The organism is Streptomyces sp. HSG2 (assembly GCF_016598575.1).
In the GTDB taxonomy this organism is placed as follows: Bacteria; Actinomycetota; Actinomycetes; order Streptomycetales; family Streptomycetaceae; genus Streptomyces.
Window position 1 is genome coordinate 5,077,516 of sequence record NZ_CP066801.1, and the last position, 22,997, is coordinate 5,100,512.

Here is a 22,997-nt window from a genome sequence, read left to right on the forward strand (position 1 = left end):
CGACCCCGTCCCACCCACCCGATGAGCGATCGGTCCTGACGGCTGCGCGCGCCCGACTCGGCGCCCGGCGACCTCACGCCGAGTGACCCCGCGGCCTTCAGAGCCGGGCCGGGGACGCCCAAGAGCGCCACAGTGCGGCGTAGGCCCCGTCGGCCGTCAGGAGTTCGTCGTGGCTACCCAATTCGACGACCTCACCCTTGTCGAGGACGGCGATGCGGTCGGCTTCGCGCACTCCGTCGAGACGGTGCACGATCGAGACGACCGTCCGTCCGTCCGTCAAGGCGGCCAGTGAACGTTCGACCTCGCGGGACGCCTTCGAGTCCAGCAGCGCTGTCGCCTCGTCGAGGACGAGTGTGTGGGGATTCGACAACAACAGGCGAGCCAGAGCGAGTTGCTGGGCGCGGGACGGGGACACCGCCGTGGTGCCCGGCCCGATCTCGCAGTCCAGGCCGCCGGGCAGGCGGCGGGCCCAGTCCCCGAGGAGCACGGCGTCCAAAGCCTCCCACAGCGCGACGTCCGCGTCCGAGGCGTCGCTCCTCGTGGTGTGACGTCCCGTGGGCCCTTCCACACCGGGGCCCCCGTCGCGGGGCACGTCACCGTCGCATGCCAGCAGCAGGTTGTCCCGGACCGTTCCGGTGAAGACGTGCTGTTCCTGGGTCACGAGGACGACCTCGCGACGCAACTGCCCCACGGGCAGGGTGGCGATGTCGGCGCCTCCGACGCTCACGGTCCCCCGGGTGGCGTGGTGGACGCCGGCGACGAGCTTGCCGAGTGTCGACTTGCCCGCGCCGGAGGCGCCGACGACGACCAGCCGCTCGCCCGGGGCTATGTCGAGGTCGATGCCGGTCAGGACCTCTCTGCCGGGACCGTACCCGAAGCCGACTCCTTCGAGGCGGATGGCGTGGCCCTCGATGGGCCCGGCCTGCCGGGGCTCCTCGCGCGGCAGCCGTTCGACGCCCAGGATGCGACGGAGCGCGGCGTTGCCGATCTGGAGTTCGTCGGTCCACGTCAGGAGGTCGTCGAGTGGTTCGCCCAGCGACTGGACGTAGATCACGACTGCGGTCAGCTCCGCCAGTCCCACGTCGCCTCGCTGGTAGGCGAGGCCGCCGATGAGGAGGGTGGCCGCCATCGGCACGATGGTGGCCAGGTCCAGGCTGGGGAACCAGACGGTCTGCAACCAGGTGGTCCGTTGCCGGGTGCGCACCACGCGGTCGACGGCCGCCGTGTGGCGTCCGGTCTGACGGGCCCCCAGCCCGAGTGCCTGAACGGTGGCGGCGCCTCGCGCGGTCTCGTGGGTCACCGCGAGGACGTCCGCTTCCCGGGCGAGAAGGAGTTCGTAGGCCTTGGTGGCGCGTGGCCGGTACCACCAGGTCGACAGGACGGCGAAAGGGACGCCGGCGAGGAGTCCGAGGGCGAGCAACGGGGAGGTGAGGGTGATCGCCGCGAAAGTGAACACCAGCGTGAGGGCGGCCAAGGCGATGCGCGGCACCGCCTGCCGGATGCTCTCGTTCAGTCGGTCGGCATCGGTCGTGGCCCGGCTGAGCAGGTCTCCCGCGCTGACGGCCTCCACCTCGGACAGCGGAAGCCGCAGTACCCGGCGGACGAAGTTCTCACGAGTGCGGGCCAGGACGCGTTCGCCGAGCAGGGCCGCCTGGGCGCGAGCGGCGCGGGCCAGAAGCGCGTGGCACACCAGGACGCCCAGGAAGGCGAGGGCGAGTACGTCGACGCGGCCGGCGGTGCCGTCCGCGACCGACTCCACCAGGTCGCCCAGCAGTTGGGGGCCGATGAGGCTCGCCACCAGAGCGGCGGAGAACAGGCCGAAGGCGAGGGCCAGCCGGGGGCCCTCGGCCTTGAGGAAGGCGGCGATCCAGACTCGGACATCGGCCCGGTCGGCCAAGGGGAGCCGGCGGGTCGCGCCGTGCGGTTCGATGGGTTCCGTGCCCCGGACGGGGGATGTGGTCATGCCGGCACCTCCTCGGTGGCCGGTTCCGCGTCGAGACGCACGACCCGGTGGGCGGCGCCCCGCCAGAGCGGACTGTCACTGAAGACGATCGTGGTGCGTCCGGCCCGCAGGTGGGCGACGCGGTCGACGACGCGGGCCTCGGTGTGCGCGTCGACGGATGCGGTGGGGTCTTCGAGGATCAGCAGGTCGGGAGAGGCGAGCAGGGCGCGGGCGAGGACCAGGCGCTGGTGTTGGCCGCCGGACAGGGCCCGGCCCCCCTCGTCCAGCCGGGCGTCCAGACCGCCCGGCAGACCTTCCACGACGTCTGTGGCGTCGGCGGCCTGCAGGGCCCGCGCGATGGCCTTATCCGACCGGGGGGACCCGGCGGCCAGTTCCGCGCGCACGGTGCCGCTGAAGAGGACGTCGGCGGGGCCCGAGCGGAGGACCCGGGCGGCCAACTCGTCTGGGTCGATCCGATCGAGGCGTACGCCACCCAGTCGGACGGTCGACGGGTCGCCGGAGGCCCCGGGTCGGCTGAGCCGGTCGGCGAGAACACCGGTCCGGTCGGCGGGTGCGCGGACCACGGTCAGGTGCCCGGCCTCGGCCACGATGCCGGAGTCCGCGTCGCTGGACGAGAGGGCTCCGGAGGGGAGTGGTTCCGGCCGGGCGGGGCGGGTGCGCTCGGGAGTCAGACGCAGCAGGGAGCAGACACGACCCGCGCCGACTCGGGCGAGGCTGAGGGTCTCCGCGGCCTCGGTGGCCGTGCTGACGGGCAGGGTGAGGAACGCCGAGGCGCCGTAGAACGCCACGAGTTCGCCGGGGGTGATGGTGCCGTTCGAGGCGAGGCGCGCGCCCAGCCACACGATGCCCGCCGTGACCAGCCCCGGCAGGAAGACGCCGGCCGCCTCCAGCCACGCTTCCATGCGCCCGGCGGACTCACCGGCCCGGCGGACCTCCTGACTGGTACGACGGAAGCGCTCCGCGAAGCCGGACTCGCCCCCGATGCCCCGGAGGACCCGCAGGCCGGCGACGATGTCTCCGGCCTGCGAGGTGGCGAGGCCCATCCGCTCGCGCTGTGCCTCGTCGCGTTCCTGGAGGGGGCGGAGCAGGGGGCCGATGCCGAGCACGGCGGCGGGCACGCCGACGAGGACGGCCAGTCCCAACACGGGGGAGGTGAGGGTGAGGGCGACCGTGACGAGCCCGGCGGCGACGACCGCCCCGAGGGTCCGGCCGAGTACCTCGAAGGCGTTGCCGACGCTCTCCACGTCGGCCGCCGCGGAGGCCGCCACGTCTCCCGGCCGGGCCTTGCCGCCCAGGGTGGCTCCCAACCGCACGACCTGCCGCATGAGCACCCGGTGCGTCACCGACAGGGCGTGCGCCTCCGCGGCGATGGCGGCCTGGATGAGGCCCGCCCCGGCCAGGGCCTGGAGCAGGCCGAGGCCGAGGACGAGCAGCGACCACGACAGGAGACCGGCCTGTCCGCCACCGCGGCCGGCCTCGTCGATGGCCCGTCCCACGACCAGGGGGATCAGGGCCAGAGGGACCATCCACAGGACGCCGAGGAGCGTGGCGAGCACCAGCGGCCACGGGCGGATGCGAGCCAACCACCACAGGTAGGCCATGGGGGTGCGGGCGTCGGCCTCGGGTACCACGGCGGGGTCGACCGAGGCGTCGAACAGGCGGTTCGTCACAGGTACCGGTCCCTGGTGCGCGCGCGGTCGATCTTGCCGGTCCGGGTGTGCACCAGCTCGGGTACGGCCACGACCCGTGCCGGCACGAGCGGCTCGGGCAGCGTGGCCCGAAGCCTCTCGCGCAGGGCGTGCGTCGCGCCCTCGGAACCCGGGACCCCCGAGGTGTCCTCGGGCGCGAAGCCCTCGGACGAGAGGACCACGAAGGCGACCAGGACGGTGTGTTCGCCCTTGGTGTGGGCGGCGGCGGCCACGGCGGTCACGCCCGGCAGTCGGCCCACGGCCGATTCGACATCCACCAAGTCCACGTTGTGGCCGCGGATTTGCACCTGGTGGTCGACGCGACCCCTGAAGAGGAGAGTCCCTTCGGCGTCCTCGGAGACGAGATCACCGGTGTGGTACCACCGGGCGGCGCCGTCACCGGCGTCGGATTCGACGAAGCGAGCGGAGGTCCGCTCCGGATCGCCGACGTACCCGATCGCCAACTGTGCACCCGAAACCAGGAGTTCGCCGCACCCGTCCGGCGCGTCGGGCCTGGGCGCCACGGCCTGCCGGACGGACGGCAGCGGGCGACCGATCGGGACCCCGTCCGGGAAGCCCTCGGGCGCTCCGGGGCCGGCCAGGACGGCGGTGTGGGTGATCAGAGCCGTCTCGGTGCAGCCGTAGGTGTTGAGCAGGACGGCCCGACCACTGTCGACGCGCGCCCACCGACTCAGCATGTCGGGCCGTACGGCCTCTCCTCCGACCACGACGGTTCGGACGGACTTCGGCACGGTGCGACCGGTGTCCAGCAGGTGGCCGGTGTAGAGATGCCAGTGATCGACCGGCAGGTTGACGAGACTGACCTCGTAGTCGGTCAGGACACGGTCGAGGTCGGCCTCGCTGTCGTCGTCGAGGACGACGAGTCCGCCCGCCAGAAGTGTCGGCAGGAGCTCTTCCAGGCTCGTGTCGCCGTCCGCCCGGTGGTAGTTGAGCGCGACGGTGTCGGAGTCGATCCCGAACTCCCGGATCAGATGGGGGAGGACCGCGTGCAGGGCGCCGTGCGGAACCGCGGCGGCCTTGGGGGCGCCGGTGGAGCCGGAGGTGAACATGACGTAGGCGGGGGCCCGCGCCGGTACGGCTTCCCCCGTCTCGCGCAGAGGCGCCGAGGAGTGACTCCAGTTGGGGCGCAGCACGCGGTCGACGTTCGGCAGCCCGTCGATGTCGGCGGTGGCGACCAGCTCGCGGCATCCGAGGACCCGCAGGGCCCGGTCGATGTGATCGGGCTGTCCGTCGGTGGCGATCGGCACGAAGCACCGTCCGGCGGCGAGGGTGCCCAGGATCGCCGCGATGTCGCGGACGCTGTGGTGTGTGTGGACGGCGACCGGCGGCGCGCTCGCCGGGTCGCGGGTGGCCACGAGGTCGGCGACCGCGCCCGCCCAGCGGGCGAGTCGGCCGTACCCGACGGTCACCCCGTCGTCGACCACCGCGGGCCGGTGCGGGTCGGAGTTGGCGATGGCGAAGAAGGGGTCCAGCACGTTGGGCAGGATCATGGCAGTCGTCTTCCTTCGGTCCAGCAGGCGTTCAGCGGGCCGTGCCCTCGGGGGCGCCGGGTCCGTCGGCGCCGGTCGGTGAGTGGAGGAGGTCCGTCAGGGCCTCCCGGTGCCGACGGGCGAGGTCCCGGACGGTGGCTTCCTCGTGCAGGGCGGTGGAGTACCACCATTCGACGTTCAAGGCCCCTTCGTCGGTGGTTGCGATCACTTCGAGGAGGTGCGGGCGCGTCCAGTGCGGGGCGGTGATGGCACCGACCGGCTCGGGGGCCACGTCCGTGAGGAGGGTGCCCAGGGGCAGCACGTCCCCTTCGTCGCCCTCGAAGTCGAACGAGACGTCACTGGCCGGGGCGGCGCGCAGTGCGGCGGCGATCCGCGGCCTGCCGTGCCTGGTGAGAGCGCCCTCTCCCACACCGCCGCCGGGGAGAGCCGCCAGATGGCCCACGGTCCGGCCGAGGCGCTCGGCGGGTGTCCCCGGCGCCATGTCCAACCGGACCGGGACGGTCGTGGTGAACCAGCCGGTCGTGCGCGCCAGGTGCGAATCCCCGACGCCCTCCTCGCGGCCGTGGCGGAGGACGTCCACGCGGACGGCCGGCTCCCCGAGCCGTTCGGCCAGGACCTCCCCGAGAGCGTGGAGGACGAGGTCGCCCAGGTGCGCCCCGTGGTCGCGGGCGGCGGTCCGCAGCCGGGAGGCGAGTTCCGGGGGCAGTTCCTCGCAGTGGGTGGCCGCGGTGGCCGCGGTGTTCGCGGCCCGGGGGTCGGCCACGGGGTGGTCGGTCGGCAGCGCGGCGGGGGTGCGGCCCACCTCGGTCCACCACGCCACCTCCTCCTCCGCCTCGGGGGAGCGGGCGTGCGTGGCGAGCGCCCGGGCCCACTCGGGGTAGGAGGTGCCCTCGCTCGGCCACACCTCGTCCCGGCCTTCCTCCAAGGCCAGGTAGGTCTCCTCCAGGTCCGCGACCAGCACGGACCACGAGAACATGTCGATCGCGAGTTGGTGGACGACGATCAGCAGTCTGCCGGGTCGTGAGGGGCCGGCGTCGAAGCGGACGAAGCGGGCCACCCGGCCGGCCACGGGGTCGAGGGAACCCTGCTCGACCGAGGCTCGCAGGGTCACCGCCGCGGACAGGTCCCCAGCGGCGAGTTCCGAGACGTCGACGGTGTCGAGAATCGAGCCGAGTGCCGCGCTCGGAGAGCCGTCGGTGGCCATGGCGCCCACCGTCTGGCGGGGCCGGCGTGCCGGGCGCTCCTCGATGGCCAGCCGGAGGGAGGCGTGTCCGACGACCAGTCGCCGGACCGCTTCGGCGAAGATCTCCGGATCGATCCCCGGTCGGGTGGTGAAGAGAACGGACTGATTCCACCGACCCCGGTCGCCGGTCTGCTGCTCCCACGCCTGTTCCTGTGGCGGGGCGAGGACGACCGGGCCGTGGCCCGCGCCGCGCGAATCGGCCTCCGCCCCGTGACACAGGGCGGCACGCTCGGCGACGAGCCCGGCGAGCCGGGCCATGGTCAGCTCCTGGGTGAGCAGTTCCCGCAACTGCACCCGTACGCCGAAGGCCGTCTCCACGCGGCGGGCGGTGCGGAGCAGGTCGAGGGAGTCCACGCCGAGTTCCCGCAGCGGGGCGCCGAGGTCCGCCTCCGGGGAGAGGACCGCCTCGGCGAGCCAGTCGACGAGGCGGGCATGGACCTCGTCGGCGGACGGGACGGGGGGCGAGGTGCTGGACGCGGCGGCCGTGCCCGGGTCCTGCCGGGTGATCGTGTCGGTCATCGGTCGTCCCCCCGGAGGGAGCCGGTCGGGCGGCGGATCAGGAAGGGACCGAGCGCCAGCGCGTCCAACGGCAGTCGGTGGAAGGTGGCGAGGGCGTCCCGGGGGCCGCACACGACGGGTTCGTCCCGCCCGTTGAAGGAGGTGTTCATGACGACGGGGGTGCCGGTGTGGCGACCGACCTCGCCGATCAGACGGTGGTAGAGCGGGTCGACGCCGGCGGAGACCGTCTGCGGCCGCGTGGTGCGGTCGCTGTGCACGACGGCGGGCATGGCCTCGACACCGGCCTCGGTGACGGGGGTGGTGACGATCATGTACGGCAGTGGCGTGTCGGTGCCGATGAGGCCTCGGGCGCTCTCCTCCTGCATGCTGGGCGCGAAGGGGCGCCAGGCCTCTCGGTCCTTGACCCGGACGTTGACCCGGTCGCGGGTGGACTCCTCGGCGGGCACGGCGACCAGGCTGCGGTGGCCCAGCGCCCGGGGTCCTCCCTCGGCGCGTCCCTGGAACCAGCCGGAGACGCCACCGGCGGCCAGTACCTCCGCGGTGGCCGCCGCGATGTCGGCCGGTTCGGTGTAGGCGACGCCGGAGGCCTCCAGTACCTGGCGGATGTCGTCGGGGGACCATTCCGGACCCCAGGAGACCGATCCGTTCATGGGACGGATCCGGTCGCCCTCCCGGGCCGCGACCCAGACGGCCGCCCCGAGCGAGACCCCCTGGTCGCCGGCGAGGGGTTGGACGAACAGGTCCCCGACCTCCGGCATTCGCATGATCTTGCCGTTGAGCGTGGCGTTGAAGCCGACCCCACCGGCGATCATGAGCGTGGTCTCGCCGGTCTCCCGGAGCAGCCCGCGCACCAACGCCATGGTGGCCCTTTCCAGCGCGGCTTGCGCGGTGGCCGCGATGTCGCGGTAGGCGAAGGGATCCCGGTCGGTGACCCTCGTGTAACGGCCGGCCCGCCGGTCGAAGCGGCGCGCGCTCCGGTTCGGTCCGGCCGGGAGGGACTTCTCCAGGTGTGCCAACCAGTGTCGGATGGTGGCGGTCTCCTCGTCCGTGCTCCCGGTGGAGCGCAGACCGGGGGGGACGACGGAGACGGCGAAGTCGTCGTCGGTGAAGTCCAGGGCACCGCCGAAGGTGAGGTCGCCGGGGGTGCCGTAGGAGGCCAGCCCCATCATCTTGCCCGCGTTGTCGGCGCCGAGGCCGGCGTACTCGCAGACGGCGGCGTAGAAGTAGCCGAGCGACCAGCCGGGTGTGTGCGCCCTGAGCGTCCTGATCTCGCCGTCGACGCCGACGGCGAGGGTGGTGCTCTCGTTCTCGCCCTGTCCGTCGAGGACCAGGATGGCGCCTCGGTCGCGGCCGGAGAGGTGGTAGGCGCTGGCCGCGTGCGCGAGGTGGTGGCCGACGAATGTCAGTCGCGGGTCGCGGGCACGCGGGAACAGTGCCTTGGGCAGCAGATGTTCCAGCGCGTCGGCCGGACTGTCGAACCAGTCCAGGCCGCGGTCGGCGAAGAGATTCGGCAGGTCCCAGCCGTGGGCGACCACGTCGATGTCGTCCAGGGTGAGTCCGCCCTCCGCGAGGCAGTAGGCGGCGGCGTGGAGGGGTGCTTCCCCGTAGGCGTGCTTGTGACGGGTGAAACGTTCCTCCTCGGCCATCGCGATCACCTCGCCGTCCACGACGAGGCAGGCCGCGCCGTCGTGACTGGCGCCGGGCCATCCATTGACTCCGAGCACACGCATGTAAGTCCCCAAGGGTCGGTCGGCGTCACCGGTTCCGCCGTGAGCCCACGAGGCGCTCGGCGGCCGGTCATGCCGACGGATCTTGTCGCCCGCCCGGGTTGTACACCAGTTGCCCGTTTGTGCGGAGATCCGCCGCGAAGATCGCCGAGGCGGCCTTCAGTACCGCGTTGGCGTGCCGGAGTCTCGCGACCTCACTGCGCAGCCGCCTCAGTTCGTCCTGTTCGTCGGCGGTCAACGCCTCGGAGGTCGGGCCGCGCCCGTCCGTCGCGGGCGGAGTGGTCGCTCGGCCCGCTCTGGCTCGACGAGGGGAGCCGGGAGGCGGTTGGGGCGTGGAGGGTGCCGGTGTCGGCGTGCCGTGAGAGGAGCCGGGGGCGGCGCGGGTCACCGACCTCCTGCCGGGGGGCGCCGGGGCGGAGCCGCCCGTGCCGGTCGGTGAGGGAGGCTCACGCCCTTCCAAGTCGCTGTCGAGTTGATGCCAGCGTCGTTTCCACGCCTCCGGGGCGCCCCCGCAGGCGACCACGTAGGCGAGCGTCACCTTCAAGGAGGGCTTGTGCAGTCCGCGGGCCGCCTCCGACAGCGTGGCCACGGAGTAGTGGGCGCGTTTCGCCATGATCCGGTACGAGGGGTTCCCGGCCTGTCTGCGGAGTTCCCGCAGGGCGTGTGCGAATTCCTCCAGCGGTCCGGCTGTGGGGTCCAACGACCTCTCTGGCCTGGGCATGCTTCTCCGATGAGGCTGGGTGGTGTCGAGCGAAGCGCATGCTCGGTCGCCCCGCACGACCTGGTCGGACGAACGCCCCCGCGGCGACCGGCAGGAGGTCGGGCGGCGGCAGGAACATGCCGCACCGGACCTCTCGGACATTTGTACATGCCGTACGCATATCCATCAAACGACAGCCATCCATCGGACTTTCCGAACACCTGTTTGCCCGATCGTGGGTGCCGTGCCGTGCCGTGCCGTGCTGTGCCGAGTCGCGGTCGTCGCGCCAAGGCCCATCGGACCCCGGGAGGTCGCGCCCCGTGTCGTCTCGTCGACCTGTCGCACCGTCACCACCACGACGGCACACGGACAAACGGTTGTACGGCACGTGTCTCCCGGTCGAGCTTCCGCCGTACAAGCCGTCCTCGCGTACAACGTCCCCGCTCTGCAAGATCGGTTGCCGTCAGCGAAAACGGCCTGAACCGACGGAAATGGGCAGCGGGTTGGTGAACACGACGACACACGGTCGAACGGAAGCGACGTCGATCGAGGGGAGCTACGAATACCGGAGCAGTCCGCTCGTCGAGCCGGACTGGCGCCGGTTCCCGGGGTGGCGCACGGTCACCGAAGACGAGTGGGCCGATCCGCAATGGCAGCGAGCCCACTGCGTGAAGGACGCGAAGGGCCTGCGCCGGGTCGTCGGGGACCTGCTCGACGAGTCCTTCTACGAGGACTGGGAAAGGGACCGGCTGCACCGCGCCACGATGTCGGTTCTGATGACGCCGCAGATGCTCAACACCATCGCCCCGGACGCGGTCGGGGAGAGCCCGGGCGACCTGACCAAGGCCTTCCACGACGATCCCGTACGCCGCTACATGCTGCCCGTGTTCTCCGACCGTCACCCCGACTGGCCCTCGCACCCCATGGCCAGCCGCGACTCCCTGCACGAGCAGGACATGTGGGTGGTGGAGGGTCTCACCCACCGCTACCCCACCAAGGTGTTGGCGGAACTGCTGTCCACCTGCCCGCAGTACTGCGGCCACTGCACCCGCATGGACCTGGTCGGCACCTCCACACCGCAGGTCACGAAGAACAGACTCCGACTCAAGCCGGTCGACCGGGCCGAGCGGATCCTGGAGCACCTGAGGACCTCACCCGGGATCCGCGACGTCGTGGTCTCCGGCGGCGACCTGGCCAACCTGCCCTGGCCGCGCCTCGAACGCTTCCTGGACGGTCTGCTGGACATCGACTCCATCCGTGACATCCGGCTCGCGAGCAAGGGGTTGATCGGACTGCCGCAGCACTGGAACTCCGCTCCCGTGCTCCAGGGCGTCGAACGCGTCGCCCGCAAGGCCCGTGTCCGCGGGGTCAGGGTGGCACTGCACACGCACGCCAACGTGGCGCGGCAGGTGACCCCTGGAGTCGCCCGGGCGTCCTGGGCCCTGCTGGAAGCGGGCCTGCACGACGTCCGCAACCAGGGCGTGTTGATGCGCGGCGTCAACGACAGCGCCCACGAGTTGCTCGACCTGTGCTTCGCGCTCGCCGACCACGCGGGCGTCACCCCGTACTACTTCTACATGTGCGACATGATCCCCAACGCCGAGCACTGGCGGGTTCCCCTGCACCGGGCCCGCACTCTCCAACACCAGATCATGGGCTACCTCCCGGGGTTCGCCACCCCGCGGATCGTGTGCGACGTGCCCATGGCCGGCAAACGGTGGGTGGACCAGGTCGAGGCCTACGACCGGGAACTCGGGGTGTCGCACTGGAGCAAGAACTACCTCACCCCGCTGGAGGAGGCGGACCCGGAGACGCACAGCGGCTCCTACCACTACTACGACCCCATCGACACCCTCCCGCCCTCGGGGCGGCGCTGGTGGCGGGAAACCCGTCAGGGGTAGGGAAGGGAAAGGTCAGTTGCACAGCATCAGCACTCTCCGACGCGAGGAACCGCCGGTACTGGAGGAGTGGTACCGCCGACACCTCGCCCCGGGCGTCCACGACATCAGCTCCAGCGGCGTCCACCCGTACACTTTCGCCGAGACACGGGAACTGTGCGGCATCCCGGTCGCCGACCTCGACGCGATCGTCATGGACGACAGCGTCTCCCAAGGAGGGGTGGGCATCCGGCGGGCGATCGCCGACCGCTACGCCGGAGGCGATGCCGACCGTGTGATGGTCACCCACGGCTCCAGCGAAGCCATCGCGCTGACCCTGAGCACTCTGCTGCGCCCGGGCGACCGGGTGGTCGTCCAGGAGGGCGTCTACCACTCGCTCGGGCACTACCCGAGGGCGGCCGGTTGCCGGATCGCCGAACTGCCCGCGGCTGCCGTGCGCGACGGCGAGATCGACCCCGGCGCACTGGACGAGATCATCACCCCCGGCACCGCCGCCGTCGTCGTCAACTTCCCGCACAACCCCACCGGGGTCACGCTGTCCCCCAGCGGACTGGCGGCGCTGACCGAGCGCACGGCCTCCACCGGAGCGACGCTCGTCTGGGACGGCGCCACCGCCGAGATCGCCCACCGCTGGGAGGCGCTCCCCGATCCCGCCGCCGACAGTGGCGGCGCGGTGTCGTACGGCACCTTCTCCAAGACCTTCGGCCTGCCCGGCCTTCGGGTCGGCTGGGTCGTCGCGCCCCGAGAACTGATCACCGCCACCTTCCCGATGAGGGATCGGACCACGCTCTTCCTCTCGCCACTCGTCGAACTCGTCGCCGAACGGGCCATGCGCCACGCCGACGATCTGATCGCTCCCCGGGCGGCCGAGGCCCGGCGCAACCTCGCACATCTGGCCTCGTGGATGGCCGAACACGAGGACCTGGTCCGCTGGACCCCGCCACAGGGAGGGGTGTGCGCGCTGCCCGTCTTCCGTGAGCTGGAGCGGGAGCGGGCGGCGCCCGAGGCCGTGGAACGACTCTGCCTGGAACTCCTCGACCGCCACCGCACCCTGCTGGTGCCGGGGACCGCCTTCGGCGCGCCCCACGGGGCCCGAATCGGATTCGGCGGGCCGGAGGAGAGTTTCCTGGCCGGCCTCGCCGGGCTGTCGCGGTTCCTGCGGGAACGGGAGGCGACCCGGTGACCGCCGCGCCCCAGACCGACATCCTCGACCTGTGGGACCTCTCCGTCGGCGACCACCCCGACAGGCCCGCCCTCGTCAGCGCCCGCCGGGCGATGTCCTACCGGGAGACGGACCGGGTCACCGACTCCTGGGCCGCCGCGCTGGCCAAGCGCGGGGCGGGGCCGGGCAGGCTGGTGGGACTGGCCTTCGGCGACCCCGTCCGCACAGTCCTGGGCATGCTCGCGACCTTGAAGGCGGGAGCGGGTTTCACCATCCTGGACGATCGACTTCCGCCCGCCGCCCGGGCGGCACTGGTGCGGCGCACCGAGGCCGCGGTGTGGTTGGGCGACGGTCGCCACGCCCCCGACGGAGCGCACGTGCCCCCGGTCCATCCCACCGGGAGCGACACGGCGTGGTCCCGTCCGCCGGCCCGCGCCTCGGACGTGGCCTACGTGCTGTTCACCTCCGGCTCCACCGGTCGACCCAAGGGCACGGTCGTCGAGCGCGACGCGCTGCGCCGATTCGCCCGCGCCGTGGCCGAGCGCCTCGAACTGAAGCCGGAAGACCGCTGGCTCCAGGTGGCCTCACTCGGGTTCGACGTCCTGATCGAGGAGGTGTTCCCCGCCCTCGTCGCCGGGGCGGCCGTGGTGTGCCGGGACGACACCCGGGCCCTGGACGCCGAGGAACTGCACCACATGGCGGCCCTCACCCGGACCACCGTGGTCGAACTCTCCACCCAGTACTGGATGGAGTACGCCCGCTGGCTGGACACCGCCGGTGCCACCACCCCGGGGGACCTGCGCACCGTGGTGGTGGGTGGCGAACGGATGGACCCACGCCCCTACCGCGAGTGGCAGGCACGGCAACCCGCGGCACTGGCCCACGTCTACGGGCTCACCGAATGCACCGTCAGTTCCACGTTCTACACCGGACGGTTGCCGGACGACGCCGACGAGGTCCCGCTCGGCACACCCCTCCGGGACGCGCGGATCGAGATCCGACGGGACGGCCGGGCCGTGCCGTGCGGTGAGCGGGGGGAGATCCACATCGGTGGCCCGCTCCTGGCCAGGGGGTTCCTCGACGACGAGGAGGCCACCGCGCGCCGTTTTCTGCCCGACCCGCACACCGCTCCGGACGCCCGCCTGTACGCCACCGGCGACCTGGGGCGGATGGACTCCGAAGGACAGGTGGTCTTCCTCGGCCGCGTCGACGACCAGATCAAGATCCGCGGACATCGGCTGGAGCCCGCCCGGGTGGAGCGTGCCCTCTGCGACCGGCCCGGGGTCGACCAGGCCGTGGTGTTCCCCGATCCCGAGACCGGAACCGCGCTCTGGGCCTTCACCGTGCCCGCCGATCCCGCGACGGCGCCGCCGCCCGGCGAGGCCCGGCGACTGACCGGTACCGAACGGGAGGCGTTGGTGGCGCCGTTGGAGGAGTACCTTCCGGACTGGGCCGTGCCCCGTGTGCTGCACCGGGTGTCCGTCCTGCCGAAGAACGCGCACGGCAAGGTCGACAAGCGGAGCCTCGCCTCCTGGGCCACTCCGGATCGATCGGCGCGGCCGGCCGAGGTGTCCGGGGCCCCCGCGCCGAAGCCCGGGTCGGCGGATGCCGCGCCCGCCCGCGGAGTGGCGGCAGCCGCCTCGGAGCCGTTGGACCGTGTGGTCGCGCTCTTTCGCGAGGTGCTGACCGCGCCGACCCTCGGCCCCGACGACGACTTCTTCGCCCAGGGAGGCCATTCCCTGCTGGCCATGCGTCTGTTGGCACGGATGCGCGAATCGCACCCCGGCGCGGTGGGTCTGCGGGCGAGCGACCTCTTCGCCTCCCCGACCCCGCGACGCCTCGCCGGGACACTCGCGGCGAGATCCGACACCGGCCCCTGATCTCCCCCGGCATCCCCGGCACGGCCACCACCGACCCCCGAGCCCGCCCCGACGCCGCGTCCACGACCACGCACCCGAGGGCCCGCGTCCGCGACACCCGAACGCGAGCAGCCACCATCCCGACCACTCAGCGAGAGTTGGCATGTCGAACCTCACCGACCCGTCCACGCCCGGCTACACCCTGACCGCCGACGAGGCGTCCGCCATCGCGGACCTCGGCCTCGAACTGGCGTCTGTCTACTCGTCCTTCGGCGACCCCGCCCTCCTCCACGACCTGCCCCGACTCGCGGCCCGACTCCCCGGCGGGGTACAGGACTTCCTACGCCGGTTCGCGCTCGCCGACCGACACGGCCACGCCGTGATCCGCGGGCACGAGTTCGACCAGGAGCGCATCGGCCCGACCCCGGCCCACTGGCGCGGGCGGGCCCGGCCCGGCCCGGAGTTCCCCGAGGAACTGCTGCTGATGCTGTACGCGGCTCTCCTCGGGGAGCCCTTCGGCTGGGCCACCCAGCAGGACGGGCATCTGGTGCACGACATCTTCCCGATCCGCCGTCACGAGAACGACCAACTGGGGATGGGCAGCAAGGAGCCTCTGACCTGGCACACCGAGGACGCCTTCCATCCCCACCGAAGCGACTACCTGATCCTCGGGGCGTTGCGCAACCCCGACCACGTGCCCACCACGCTCGGCGAACTGGACACGTCCTCGCTCTCCGAGGAGGACGTCGACATCCTCTTCGAACCACGCTTCCACATCGCCCCCGACGAGTCCCACCTCCCGAAGAACAACTCGATCACCTCCGAGGAGGCGGCGGCCCGGTTCGCCACCATCCGGCGGATGGTCGAGGAGCGACCGCTGGGTCCGCTGCTCTACGGATCCCGCCAGGACCCCTACATGCGACTCGACCCCTACTTCACCTCGGTACCCGAGGAGGACGTCGCGGCACGGCATGCCTACGAGGCGGTGTTCAAGGTCGTGGACACCGGAATGCGCGAGGTCGTCGCGGACCAGGGCGACGTGCTGTTCATCGACAACCATCGCGCCGTCCACGGACGTCCGCCCTTCCGGGCCAGGTACGACGGCACCGACCGCTGGCTGAAGCGGGTGTGCGTGACATCCGACCTCCGGCGCTCACGCGAGATGAGGGCGACCGCCGACTGCCGACTGCTCGGGTGACGGCCCGATGTCCCTCGCCTTGACCGACCTGTCCCGAGACCCCTGGCTGACGCCCCACGTGGACGCCCTGATCGGTGCCAACATGCCGGCCTTCATGACCTGGGAATCCCCCGGCAACTGGCGCTGGCACGGCATGTACGAACGGTATCCCGCCCACCAGCTCTGCCTGGTCGACGAGCACGGTCGCCTGGTGGCCGCCGCCAACGGACTGCCGGTCCGCTGGGACGGCGACGCGTCGTCGCTTCCCTCGGGCAGCGACGACGTCCTGGTGGAGGCCGTCGACCACGGTCCGCCGGAGCGGCCCGCCGCGGTGTGCATGCTCTCGGTTTCGGTGGACGCCCGACACCGGGCCGTCGGTCACGCGGAGCGGCTCCTCGCCGAGGTCCGCCGGCGAGCCGCCGCGGAGGCCCCCCGAGGAGTGATCATCCCGGTGCGACCCACCCGCAAGTCCCGCTATCCGCTGATCCCGACGAGCGACTACGTCGCATGGCGGCGCCCGGACGGGCGTTGCTTCGACCCCTGGCTCCGCACCCACCGGGAACTCGGCGCCGCCTTCCTGGGCGTCGCCGAGCGCTCCGTGGTCATCCGCCAGCCGGTGGATCGTTGGGAGGAGTTCCTCGGCCACCCGTTGCCGGGCCCCGGTCGCTATCCGCTCCCCGGTGGACTGGTGCCCCTGAGCGTCGGCGAGGACGGCCACGGCACCTACGCCGAGCCGAACGTGTGGGTCCACCACCCCGCGGGCGCTGTCACGCCGTGACCTCGACCGGGCCGGGCGCCGAGTCCCCGGCCCACACCTCCGCGCAACCCTCTACGACTGGAGAGACCATGCCCCCCCTACGTCTGGCGATCGTCGGCTGCGGTGCAGCCGCCCGCGGCTGCCACCTGCCCGCCCTGCCCCCGCTCGACGGGGACGTGCTGCTGACCGCACTCGTCGACCGCGACCCCCGTCAGGCCGAGGCGGCCCTCGCCCTCTACCGGGAACTCGGCGGCAGGGACCCCGACCGCGTGCTGCTCGCGACGGACGCGTCCGAGGCCGAGGACGCCTTCGACGCCGCCGTGGTCGTCGCCCCGCACACCCTGCACGCGCCGATCGTGCGGAAGTTGCTGGCCGCCGGCAAGCACGTCCTGTTGGAGAAGCCGATGGCCACCTCGGTCCGGGACGCCCGGGAGCTGACGGCAGCCGCCGCGGCCGACGGTGCCCCCGTCCTGGCCATGGCCCACCCGCGGCGGCTCTTCCCGGCCTACGCCTGGGTCAAGCGGCTCATCGAAGCCGGGGACCTCGGGGAGGTGACCCGAGTCGACTGGTCGGAGGGTCACCCCTACGCCCACGAGCCGGTCTCCTGGTCGATGTTCGACCGACGCCTGGCCGGCGGCGGGGTGCTCACCGACACCGCTTCCCACGTCTTCGACACCCTCATGTGGTGGCTCGGACCCGATGTGGACGTGGTCCGCTGCGAGGACGACTCCCTCGGCGGTGTGGAGACCGATGCCTTCGCCCACCTGCGATTCGGCCCCACCGACGCGTACTGCCGATTCAGCCGGCTCCGCGACCTCGGCACCCGGTGCGCCGTCACCGGCACCAAGGCCACCGTCACCATCGGCACCGACTTCCCGGCGGGGGAGTGCACCCTGGTCACCGCGGACGGCGTGGAGATCCACCGCGGCGACGTCCCGGCCGTGGCACCGGCCCGGGACGAGTGGGAGGCGCTGTTCGCAGAGCAACTCGCCAACTTCGCCTCCGCCGTGCGTGGCGTGTCCCCCGTCCACTCCACCGCCGAGGACGGCGAACGCGTGGTCGAGCTGATTCAGCGGTGCTACACCGGCCCCGCCCGCGAGCCGTCGGCCCGACCGTGGACCACGCGCGACAGCCACGACACCGCGAGTCCCGGCCCGGCACTGGCCGGTCGGACCGTCGCCGTCACCGGCGCGAGCGGCTTCATCGGGGGCAGGCTCGTCGAGCGCCTCGTCCTCGGTACCGACGCCGAGGCCCGGGCCGTGGTCCGGGGCTTCGGCAGAGTGGCGCGGCTGTCGGTCCTGCCGCAGGAGCGACTGGAGTTCCGCCAGGCCGACCTGCTGGACCCGGCCACGCTCCGGTCGGCCTTCGAGGGCTGCGACACGGTCGTCCACTGCGCCTTCGGCAGCTCCGGTCGGGAAGCCGACCGTTGGGCCGCCTCGGTCCAGGGTACGGCCAACGTGCTGGCCGCCGCCCGCGCCGCGGGCGTCCGAAGGGTGGTGCACCTGAGCACCGTCGACGTCTACGACCCGAAGATCACCGGCCGCCTGACCGAGGACGCCCCCGCCCGCCCCGTCGATGTCGCCGATCGTGAGTACGAGCAGCAGAAGTTGGTCGCGGAGCGCCTCGTCACACAGGCGCACGGCGACCGACTGGACACCGTGGTGCTTCAGCCGGGGGTGGTCTACGGCCCGTGGGGCGGGCAGTGGACCACCGCCCAACTCCGGCGGCCGGCCGGCGACCTGGCCCAGCTGCCGGCGGGCACGGCCGGCGGCGTATGCGACGCCGTGTACGTCGACGATCTGGTCGAGGCCGTGTTCCTGGCGGTGGACAGCGCCGACGCGGCCGGCGAACGGTTCCTCGTCGGCCACCCGGAGGAACTCCGTTGGGGGACCTTCTTCGACGCCGTGCGCGAGTCGCGCCACTCGGTGGGCGGCGCGACGTCGCCCACCGACCAGCCCGTGGCGGAGTGGGAGCTGGAGCTGTACCACTCCACCGCGCGCGCGGACTACGCCAAGGCACGCCGCGTGCTGGGCTTCACGGCCCGCACCCCCTTCGCCGAAGGCGCGGCGCTGACCGCTGAGTGGGCTCGTTGGGCCGGGGAAGTCCCGGAGGCCGGCGCGTGACGGGCGTGGAGGACGTCCTGGTGGTGGCCCCCCACCCCGATGACGACGTCATCGGCTGTGGTGGCTCCATCGCCAAACACGTACGGAACGGGGCCCGGGTGACGGTGGTCATCGTCATCGGCCGGGAGCGCAGCTCCCTCGACGACGAGGTCACCGACGCCGACTTCGCCGCCGAGACGGAGACGGCCGCCCGGACGCTGGGGGTGCACCGCTGTATCCGGCTCGACGAGCCTTCACGGGACTTCGTCCTCTCCCGCCGCGTCCACCTGGACCTCGTACGGATCTTGCGCGAGGTACGACCGCGAGTGGTGTATCTGCCGCACGCGGACGACGACGACGTCGAGCATCGCATGGTGCACCGACTCACCGTCGAGGCGTTGTGGATGGCGCAGTCGGAGTTCTTCCGGGAGGCGGGCGACCGACCCATGCCCGCCCCCGCTCTGGTGCTGGGCTACGAGGTGTGGGCGCCTCTGGCGCGCTTCCAGTACGCCGAGGACATCGACGCCGAGATCGAGACCAAGGTCGAGGCGATGCGCGCGTACGTCTCCCAACTGCGTCACGCCGCCTGGGACGAGGGCGTCCGGGGCCTGGCGCGCTACCGCGGCGCGATATCGGCCGGATCCGGGCACGCGGAGGTCTTCCAGGTGCTCGGCCTGGGGGCACCGCCGGCCGCGGGACGGACGGGAGACGACCGTGACTGACCGTCTTCTGGTGTGCGGAGTCGGCGCCGGTATGGACCGTTCGCTCCGTGACCTGAGCGCCCCCGACCGAGTACTGATCGTGGCGACGGGCCGGCCGACCCGGCGGGCGCGGGCCGCCGCCGACGTACTGCTGGTGTGCGATCCCCACGACGCCTTCGCGGTGCGGGCCGAGCTGTCGGCCGCCGGCGTGGACGAGATCGACGGGGTGTTCTCGCTCGGCGCGGACAACCCTCCCACCGTCAGCGCGCTTGCCGCGCACTTCGGCTGCCCGGGGCTGCCCCTGGAGACCGCCCTGGACTGCACGCTCAAGGACCGGCGGTTGTCCGTCCTGCGTCGGGCCGGGCTGGACGTCCCGCGATTCGCCGTCGCCGAGAGCGTGGCCGAGGCGGTTCGGGCCGTCGACGACATCGGCTTCCCGGCCGTCGTCAAGCCCGGCGACCGGACCGGATCACTGGGCGTGCTGAAGGTGGAGTCGACCGGGCGGGTGCGCGAGCTGGCGGCGGAGGCGCTGCGGCTCAGTCCCGGCCGGCGGATCGTGGTCGAGGAGTTCCTGGAGGGCACCGAACACACCATGGCCGCCTTCATGGTCGACGACGAACTGCTTCCCTTCGGGTTCGCCGACCGTGAGTACGGGCGCAAGGAGCAGTTCGCCCCGCACTTCTTCGAGGGCGGCGACACCATCCCGAGTCGGCTGACCGCCGAGCAGATCGACGAGGTCGCGGACACGGTGCGGCGCGGGGCGCGCGCCCTGAGGCTGGACCCGGCCGTGATCAACACCGACATTCTCCGCACCCGCGACGGCCGGGTGATCCTGTTGGAGATCACCTGTCGGCTCACCGGCGCCCGCATCGCCACCGAGGTGATGCGGTTGGCGACGGGCGTGGACCCGCTGCCGAACGTGGTGCGACTCGCCCTCGGGCGCCCGCTGGAACCGGCGGAACTCGCGCCCCGACACGCTCGCGCGGTGGTACAGCGGTTCCTGCCCGCCGACGGTGGCGTCGTCGAGTGGGCCGGAGACCCCATGGACACGGCCCGACGACCGGGCGTGCACGACGTGTTCTGGGGGTCGGACCTGACCCCGGGGACCGTGCTGCCGCCCTACCGCGGCGGCGCGGACGTCCTGGCCGGGGTGATCGCGCACTCCGCCCTGCCGGCCGAGGCCGAGGCCATCGCCGAACGCGCGCTGCGCGCGCTCCCGCTGCGGATCAGGGCCACGACACCGTGACCGGCCCGCGCCGCGGGCCCACCGCACACAACCGAACCGACGAGGAGGACCGGATGGCCACCGAAATGGTGGACGAGGCGGCCGTGGACCGGGGAATCGCCCGGACCAGCGTGATCATCGCCCTGCGCGACGACCTGCGCATCGCCGACTGCATCGCGTCGATCGACGAGGAGGTGGAGATCGTACTGGCGCTCAACGGGCCCAGCGAGGCGGTGCTGAAGCTCATCGCCGAGCATCCGCGCCCGCTGACCGTCACCGAGATCGAGGACGTAGGCAACCTGGGAGCCGCCTACAACGCGGGCGCCGCCGCCACCGATCGGCAGTACCTGCTCCTGATGGACTCCGACTGCGTCTTCGCGCCGGGGGCGGTCCGCGCCATGGTGCGGGCAGTGCTGACGGAGCCGGTGGTCAAGGGGCAGGTCGTCTACGGGGAGTCGGACGGCCTCCTCAGCCGACTCACGGCGCGCGTCAGGGAGTTCGACGAGGGGGACTACGTCAGCGCCCTGTCCCCGCCGCTCGTCTACAACCGCGACATCGTCTCCCACATCGGCGGCTACCACTTCGACGAGCTGATCCACTGGTGCGAGGACCGGGAGTTCGACTTCAGGCTCCAGCTCGCCGGCATTCCCGTGGTGTATCTGCCACAGGCGCGTATCCATCACGACGCCCAGCACGGCTTCGCCAACATGCGGAGCTACTTCCGCTACGGCGTGGGCGAGGGCATCGCCCAGGAGACCGGAGTCTTCACCACCCCGGCGATACCGGTGGTGTGGCGGTTCTTCGAGGCGTCCCGGACACTGCTCCACTGCGCTCGCGACAAGGGTGCCGGCGCCGCGGCCTACTACGCCCTGCTGAAGGCCGCCTTCCACATCGGAACCGCCCACCACCTGATCAACGACCCCTACCGGGTCCGCGACCGCTATCCCGCGGCGGCCAAGCGGGCTCGGATGGTCCGATCGGTCCCGCAGCACAGCACGAAGCTGACCGGTGCCCAACTCCGCAGGCTGCGAAGGTCGCACTGGGAGGCGGGGCGACGGATCGAGAGGCTGGACGACCTCTCGGTCTTCCATCCGGCCCCGGGCCCGACCACGCCGTCAGTCGCCGGGCAGGCGCTTCAGCAGCAGGCGTGAGGGATGAGCGGCGCCATGGTGGAGGATGTGGCGGGCGGGCACCGTCGGATGGACGTCGAAGCGCGGCGCGTTGCTCGCCGCGACCTCGAGGCGGACGCGGTGGCCTGGGCCAAAGACATGGGCGAGCGCACCGAGCGAGACGGTGACCTCGACCGGCCCCGCCTGCCCGGATCCCGCCGCTCCCGCCTCCAGCCGCCGCACCCCGTCGCACAGCAGCTCCGCCCGGCCGTCGGGGTGGACGTCGACGAGCTTGCCGTTGACGTCCGCCCCGGCGGCGTCCGGGGTGACGTACGCCGTCAAGGCGGCGTCGCCGACGACGGTCAGCGCCGCGGTCAGCCGCTCGCCGGTGAAGCACAGCACGTCGGGGCGCCGCTCCACCTCCCGTTGGTCGAGCGGACCGCAGTCGCCGCCGGTGAACTGGCCGGGCAGGGCGGTGGCCCCGCCGGTCGTGGGCACGGGATCGGCCGGGTCGTGCCGAATCCGGTCGACGCCCGGCGTCGCCGGGGCCGGACCGGACGTCAGACCGTGGCCGCCCAGGTGCAGGACGAGGTCCTCCGTGCCGGGGACCGGCCAGTCGGGGAAGGTCCGCCAGGCGTCGTCGCCCGTGACGAAGAGCCGCACGGGGTCGGGCTCCGGACCGTCCAGGCGCCGCCGAAGATGCCGGTCGAAATGCTCCAGATGAAGGCCGGTGACGTCGACGCTGTTCTCGTCCGCTGCCAGTCCGAATCGACGCTGCGGAAACACCCCGCCCGTGACGCAATGCGACCACGGCCCCACCACGAGCCGCGACGCGCGCCCGCATTCCCGAATTCCCCGGTAATTCTCCAGGGCGCCGTCGAGGAAGATGTCGTACCACCCCGTGAGGTGCAGCGTCGGGACCTCGATCGTCGGATAGGACTCGCGGGGCGCCGCGCGCCGCCAGTAGGCGTGGCCGCCGGGATGCTCGCGCCACTCCCGGTAGTACGGGGCCAGCCGATCGAGCAGCTCCGCCGCCCCGTCGGGGTCGCGGTAGAGCTGATCGACGCGATCGACGGCGTCGGCCACCTCGGCCCGGTCGGCGGGGCCGAGACCGGCTCCGTCCAAGAGCAGGTCGTACAGCACCCAGTACATCAGGAAGCCCGACTGGAAGGCGCCGCCCCGACGGGTCCAGCCCTCGTCGAAGCCCGACCCGGCCACATGCGGGACGATCGCGCCCAGACCGGGCGGGCGTTCGCCCGCCGCGAGCAGCGCCGCCATCGCCTCGTAGGAGCGCCCGAACATCCCGACGGAGCCGTCGCACCAGCCCTGTGCCGCCGCCCAGGCGACCGTGTCCGCGCCGTCCGCGGCCTCATGCCAGTACGGCTCGAAGGCCCCGTCGGAGCCGAACCGGCCGCGCACCTCCTGCACCAGGAGGGCGTACCCGGAACGCACCAGGCGCAGGCCGTCGACGGACGCGCCCCCCGGTGCGCCGGACTTGCCGTAGGGAGTCCGGCGCACCAGTACCGGTACCGGGTCCGAGGTGTCGGGGCGGTAGAGGTCCGCGTTCAATAGCGTGCCGTCGCGCATCGGCATTTTCAGGTCGGTATCCACAAGAATTCGCACTCGGTCATATTCCATCAGGACGAGGAGAATCAC

Annotated in this window: 16 protein-coding genes; 9 read left to right on the plus strand and 7 right to left on the minus strand. The window is 72.4% G+C overall.

Annotation, left to right across the window (positions count from 1 at the left end; translation table 11 throughout):
• Positions 1-97: 97 nt before the first annotated feature.
• From JEK78_RS22135 to JEK78_RS22160, 6 genes are all read right to left on the minus strand, one after another.
• The gene (locus tag JEK78_RS22135) at positions 98-1,963 is read right to left on the minus strand and encodes an ABC transporter ATP-binding protein (protein WP_200261931.1); all 1,866 of its coding nucleotides are present in this window, start codon (positions 1,961-1,963) and stop codon (positions 98-100) included.
• Entirely contained in the window at positions 1,960-3,633 is a 1,674-nt protein-coding gene (locus JEK78_RS22140; RefSeq protein WP_200261932.1) for an ABC transporter ATP-binding protein, read from the minus strand. The genes JEK78_RS22135 and JEK78_RS22140 overlap by 4 nt, the downstream gene beginning before the upstream one ends.
• Positions 3,630-5,162 (minus strand): AMP-binding protein, encoded by a 1,533-nt coding sequence (locus JEK78_RS22145; protein ID WP_200261933.1) that lies wholly within the window; start codon positions 5,160-5,162, stop codon positions 3,630-3,632. The genes JEK78_RS22140 and JEK78_RS22145 overlap by 4 nt, the downstream gene beginning before the upstream one ends.
• Positions 5,163-5,193: 31 nt before the next feature.
• Positions 5,194-6,924, minus strand: coding sequence for a condensation domain-containing protein (locus JEK78_RS22150; protein ID WP_200261934.1), 1,731 nt, complete (start codon positions 6,922-6,924; stop codon positions 5,194-5,196).
• Positions 6,921-8,654: a carbamoyltransferase C-terminal domain-containing protein gene (locus tag JEK78_RS22155; RefSeq protein WP_200261935.1), complete on the minus strand. Its 1,734-nt coding sequence runs from the start codon at positions 8,652-8,654 to the stop codon at positions 6,921-6,923. Before JEK78_RS22155 ends, JEK78_RS22150 begins: the two co-directional genes overlap by 4 nt.
• 67 nt (positions 8,655-8,721) lie before the next feature.
• A complete protein-coding gene (locus JEK78_RS22160) occupies positions 8,722-9,372 on the minus strand; it encodes a helix-turn-helix domain-containing protein (protein WP_242483177.1) in 651 nt (216 codons plus the stop codon).
• 485 nt (positions 9,373-9,857) lie between these two features.
• Here JEK78_RS22160 and JEK78_RS22165 point away from each other — a divergent pair, with 485 nt between their 5' ends.
• The 9 genes from JEK78_RS22165 (at position 9,858) to JEK78_RS22205 (ending at position 21,383) form a co-directional block, all read left to right on the plus strand.
• Positions 9,858-11,252 (plus strand): lysine 2,3-aminomutase, encoded by a 1,395-nt coding sequence (locus tag JEK78_RS22165; protein ID WP_242483178.1) that lies wholly within the window; start codon positions 9,858-9,860, stop codon positions 11,250-11,252.
• Between the two features lie 16 nt (positions 11,253-11,268).
• On the plus strand, positions 11,269-12,432 hold the full coding sequence (gene vioD / locus JEK78_RS22170; RefSeq protein ID WP_242483179.1) for a capreomycidine synthase: 1,164 nt from the start codon (positions 11,269-11,271) through the stop codon (positions 12,430-12,432).
• Entirely contained in the window at positions 12,429-14,291 is a 1,863-nt protein-coding gene (locus tag JEK78_RS22175) for a non-ribosomal peptide synthetase (protein WP_200261937.1), read from the plus strand. The genes vioD and JEK78_RS22175 overlap by 4 nt, the downstream gene beginning before the upstream one ends.
• A gap of 142 nt (positions 14,292-14,433) precedes the next feature.
• Positions 14,434-15,468 (plus strand): arginine beta-hydroxylase, Fe(II)/alpha-ketoglutarate-dependent, encoded by a 1,035-nt coding sequence (gene vioC / locus JEK78_RS22180; RefSeq protein ID WP_200261938.1) that lies wholly within the window; start codon positions 14,434-14,436, stop codon positions 15,466-15,468.
• A gap of 7 nt (positions 15,469-15,475) precedes the next feature.
• Complete coding sequence (locus JEK78_RS22185) at positions 15,476-16,225, plus strand: hypothetical protein (protein ID WP_200261939.1); 750 nt, start codon at positions 15,476-15,478, stop codon at positions 16,223-16,225.
• A gap of 68 nt (positions 16,226-16,293) precedes the next feature.
• Positions 16,294-18,327: an NAD-dependent epimerase/dehydratase family protein gene (locus JEK78_RS22190; RefSeq protein ID WP_200261940.1), complete on the plus strand. Its 2,034-nt coding sequence runs from the start codon at positions 16,294-16,296 to the stop codon at positions 18,325-18,327.
• Complete coding sequence (locus JEK78_RS22195; protein ID WP_200261941.1) at positions 18,324-19,028, plus strand: PIG-L deacetylase family protein; 705 nt, start codon at positions 18,324-18,326, stop codon at positions 19,026-19,028. Before JEK78_RS22190 ends, JEK78_RS22195 begins: the two co-directional genes overlap by 4 nt.
• On the plus strand, positions 19,021-20,253 hold the full coding sequence (locus JEK78_RS22200) for an ATP-grasp domain-containing protein (protein WP_200261942.1): 1,233 nt from the start codon (positions 19,021-19,023) through the stop codon (positions 20,251-20,253). Before JEK78_RS22195 ends, JEK78_RS22200 begins: the two co-directional genes overlap by 8 nt.
• A 53-nt stretch (positions 20,254-20,306) precedes the next feature.
• On the plus strand, positions 20,307-21,383 hold the full coding sequence (locus JEK78_RS22205; protein WP_200261943.1) for a glycosyltransferase: 1,077 nt from the start codon (positions 20,307-20,309) through the stop codon (positions 21,381-21,383).
• On the opposite strand, the gene JEK78_RS22210 is transcribed toward JEK78_RS22205, so the two are convergent.
• Positions 21,348-22,979 carry a CocE/NonD family hydrolase gene (locus JEK78_RS22210; protein WP_242483180.1) on the minus strand — a complete coding sequence of 544 codons (1,632 nt, stop codon included), beginning with the start codon at positions 22,977-22,979 and terminating at the stop codon, positions 21,348-21,350. The genes JEK78_RS22205 and JEK78_RS22210 overlap by 36 nt on opposite strands.
• Between the last annotated feature and the right edge of the window lie 18 nt (positions 22,980-22,997).

Coding starts and splice junctions, on each gene's coding strand:
- JEK78_RS22135 (WP_200261931.1), bottom strand. CDS start 1,963: ATGACCACATCCCCCGTCCGGGGCACGGAACCCATCGAACCGCACGGC.
- JEK78_RS22145 (WP_200261933.1), bottom strand. CDS start 5,162: ATGATCCTGCCCAACGTGCTGGACCCCTTCTTCGCCATCGCCAACTCC.
- JEK78_RS22150 (WP_200261934.1), bottom strand. CDS start 6,924: ATGACCGACACGATCACCCGGCAGGACCCGGGCACGGCCGCCGCGTCC.
- JEK78_RS22155 (WP_200261935.1), bottom strand. CDS start 8,654: ATGCGTGTGCTCGGAGTCAATGGATGGCCCGGCGCCAGTCACGACGGC.
- JEK78_RS22160 (WP_242483177.1), bottom strand. CDS start 9,372: ATGCCCAGGCCAGAGAGGTCGTTGGACCCCACAGCCGGACCGCTGGAG.
- vioC (WP_200261938.1), top strand. CDS start 14,434: ATGTCGAACCTCACCGACCCGTCCACGCCCGGCTACACCCTGACCGCC.
- JEK78_RS22185 (WP_200261939.1), top strand. CDS start 15,476: ATGTCCCTCGCCTTGACCGACCTGTCCCGAGACCCCTGGCTGACGCCC.
- JEK78_RS22190 (WP_200261940.1), top strand. CDS start 16,294: ATGCCCCCCCTACGTCTGGCGATCGTCGGCTGCGGTGCAGCCGCCCGC.
- JEK78_RS22205 (WP_200261943.1), top strand. CDS start 20,307: ATGGCCACCGAAATGGTGGACGAGGCGGCCGTGGACCGGGGAATCGCC.
- JEK78_RS22210 (WP_242483180.1), bottom strand. CDS start 22,979: ATGGAATATGACCGAGTGCGAATTCTTGTGGATACCGACCTGAAAATG.